The 2,769-nt window shown below is 71.6% G+C and carries 3 protein-coding genes; all 3 read right to left on the bottom strand.

The window, feature by feature from the left end:
* Positions 1-69: 69 nt before the first annotated feature.
* Positions 70-1,224: an NAD(P)/FAD-dependent oxidoreductase gene (locus KJQ12_RS02575; protein WP_213483352.1), complete on the bottom strand. Its 1,155-nt coding sequence runs from the start codon at positions 1,222-1,224 to the stop codon at positions 70-72.
* Positions 1,199-1,948 carry a methyltransferase domain-containing protein gene (locus tag KJQ12_RS02570; protein ID WP_244860379.1) on the bottom strand — a complete coding sequence of 250 codons (750 nt, stop codon included), beginning with the start codon at positions 1,946-1,948 and terminating at the stop codon, positions 1,199-1,201. Before KJQ12_RS02570 ends, KJQ12_RS02575 begins: the two co-directional genes overlap by 26 nt.
* Positions 1,941-2,769, bottom strand: an 829-nt coding sequence (locus KJQ12_RS02565) for a type III polyketide synthase (protein ID WP_213483350.1), incomplete at its 5' end; no start/stop codon positions are given. The genes KJQ12_RS02565 and KJQ12_RS02570, both read right to left, overlap by 8 nt.

The following is a 2,769-nucleotide window of genomic DNA, read 5'->3' as shown; positions in this document are numbered from 1 at the left end:
TGCTCAGAATGAAATAACGGAAAGGCGGACGCCGCGGGTTGCGGCGTCCGCCTTCTTCTTCCCCGGCTTTCAGCTGCCCGGCTCCGCCAGCCGGGTGCGCCGCACGACCGCGACAGCCCATTCCGGCGCGGCATGCCCGATTGCAAGCAGCAGCCGGGCGGCGCCCGGACGGCCGAGCACCGTCTGCAGCAAACGTCCGAGCCGCAGCGCGCCGGCGCATTCCCGGCGGAAGAACCGCTCGTATTCGCGGCGCCACGCATCATCCGTCATGTCGCCGCGCAATCGGCGATCGGCCAGCCGCGCGCAGACCAGGCCGGAGCGCAGCGCGATCGACATGCCGTCGCCGCAGAGCGGCGGAATGCGGAGCGCCGCGTCGCCGACGAGCGGGCAGCCGGACCAGGCGAGCGGCCTGCGGTCGAGCATGACCGGCGAGACCGCGGCCTCCGTGCCGGGCACGGGCCTGGCGCCTTCGAGTCTGCGCGCCAGTTCGGGATGGCGGCGCGCTGCTGCGGCGATCCAGGCCAGGGCGGAAGACTCCCCGCCGCCGAACGCCCGCGGATCGAGCAGCGCCGCGGCGTTGACCCGCCCGCCGGGCACGGGCGACAGGCCGAGGTATCCGCCGCGGAACGCGTAGAGCTCCGTCACCGGAATGACGGGGATTCCCTCGAAATGGACCTTCACGCCAAGCAGCCGGGATGCGCCCGTCCGGGCGGCGCGCGGGTCCGCGAACGCCTTGCGCGCTCCCGCTCCCCAGGCGCCGACGACGACGCGCGCGTGAACCGTCCCCGCCGCTCCGTTCCCCTTCGTGTCGACGGCGTAGATGCCGCCTTCCCGGCGGATGCCCGCCGCCCGGATTCCTTCGCGCACTTCCGCTCCCGCCCGCCGGGCGCCGTCCAGCAGCGCCGCGTCCAGTTCACGGCGGCTGATGCCGAGCGCGGCGCCGGGAAGCGGCACGTCGAGCGGCCTGCCGCCGGCCGCCGACAGGCGGACGCGCTCGATCCGGACGGGCGACAGGCCGTTCACCGCGTCTTCGAGCCCGAGCTCGCGCAGCGTCGTCTTCGCTTCCGGCGACAGAAATTCGCCGCATACCTTGTGCCGGGGAAAGGCGCGCCGCTCCAGGACGATCGTCTCCCATCCCGCCGCGGCCAGCGCGCGGGCCGCGGCGCTGCCGCCCGGGCCTCCGCCGATCACGACCGCGTCAACCGTCTTGTCCGCCAGACGCATCACCGCCTTTTTCCGTTCCGCTTTTCCGGATGACGACGACGTAGCGGTACGGCGCCTTGCGCGCATACCACATCTCCCGGATGCCGCCGTCAATGGCCAGCTTGTCCCAATCCTCGTCGCGGAATCCGCGCGCCACGGACAGCGGCGCGTCGACCCGGATGCAGCGGTTCCCCGTCAAGAGCCGCGCCGTCAGCCACACCGCGGCCCAGGGGACGATGTGGCGGCGAAGATCGCTCAGGACGACGCCGATCCGGGAGACGCCGAGCATGCGGCGGATGACGCGGGGCAGCTCGTCCGGTCCGAAATGGTGGACGAACTGCGTCGCCGTGACGATATCCGCCGCCTGATCCGGCAGGTCGAACAGATTGCCGCGCGCCACTTCGATCCGCGCATCCCCGCGAAACAGCCGCCTCGCCTCGCGGCAAGCTTCTTCCCTGACGTCGACCAGCCGGATCGTGATCCCGATCCCGTTCCGTTCCGCCCAGCGGAGCAGCGAACGGTTCACATCGCCGGAACCGGCGCCGATATCGAGCACCGACAGCCGCGCGGGCCTGCCCGCTTCGATCCAGAGACGCTCGACGCCGGTGCGGATCGGCGCCGCGGCCGCGAACAGCCGGTTGAGCGTCCGCAGCCGGCGGTAGGCGCCCGCGAGCTCCGCTTCCGGCACGCCGCTGCCGTCCATTCGCTCAGGCTGCGAAGCGCGCATCCGAAGCAGGTCAAGCATGGACGGCAACCTGCCCGCTCTCCCCGGGAACCGGGGCATGCGCGAAGCCGAACGGCAAGAGCTCGGCCGTCAGCCCCGGACCGAAGGCGACAGCGATGCCGTCAAGCGGTCCGGTCCATGCCGGCCGCCGCTGAAGCTCCCGCCGCAGCTCCTGCATCACGAACAGAATGGCCGCGGAGGACATGTTGCCGTACTGCCGCAGCACTTCCCGGCTCGGACGCGTCTGCTCCGCCGACAGCCCGCACGTCTCCTCCACCGCGTCGATGATGCCGCGTCCGCCGGGATGGATCGCCCACAGCCCGGGAGCCGTTCCCCCCGCCATGAACGGACGGATCTCCGCGGGCAGATGGGTGCGGATCAGCCTGGGCACATTCGCCGAAAGCATCAGTTCGAATCCGTACGGCCCGATGTTCCAGGTCATGTCCGCTTCCCCGCCCGGCAGCAGGACAGACCTGGGCTGCCCGAGCCTGAACACGGCAGTCCGCCCGTCCGCCGGCGCGCCGACGACGCAGGCGGAAGCGCCGTCTCCGAACAGCGATGCGGCAAACAGATCTTCCCTGGCGCCCGAAGGCTGGAAATGCAGCGTACAGAGCTCGACGCAGACGACGAGCACGCGGACGTCCCCGTTCGGGGAGGCGGCCGCGAACTGCCGGGCCAGTCCGATCGCTTTGAGCCCCGCCGCGCAGCCGACGAACGTGAGCGGCAGCCGATTGACGCTCGCCGGCAGGCCGAGCGCCCGGATAAGCTCCGCGTCCAGTCCGGGCAAATATTGCCCCGTGCAGCTTGTCGTGATCAGGTGGGTCACGGCCCCGGGCGGCGTG

It is taken from the genome of Thermobacillus xylanilyticus, from assembly GCF_907165215.1.
GTDB classification, from domain to species: domain Bacteria; phylum Bacillota; class Bacilli; order Paenibacillales; family Paenibacillaceae; genus Thermobacillus; species Thermobacillus xylanilyticus.
Note: the sequence above shows the minus strand (reverse complement) of the source record. Positions and strands in the feature narration are given on the sequence as shown.

Coding starts and splice junctions, on each gene's coding strand:
- KJQ12_RS02575 (WP_213483352.1), bottom strand. CDS start 1,224: ATGCGTCTGGCGGACAAGACGGTTGACGCGGTCGTGATCGGCGGAGGC.
- KJQ12_RS02570 (WP_244860379.1), bottom strand. CDS start 1,948: ATGCTTGACCTGCTTCGGATGCGCGCTTCGCAGCCTGAGCGAATGGAC.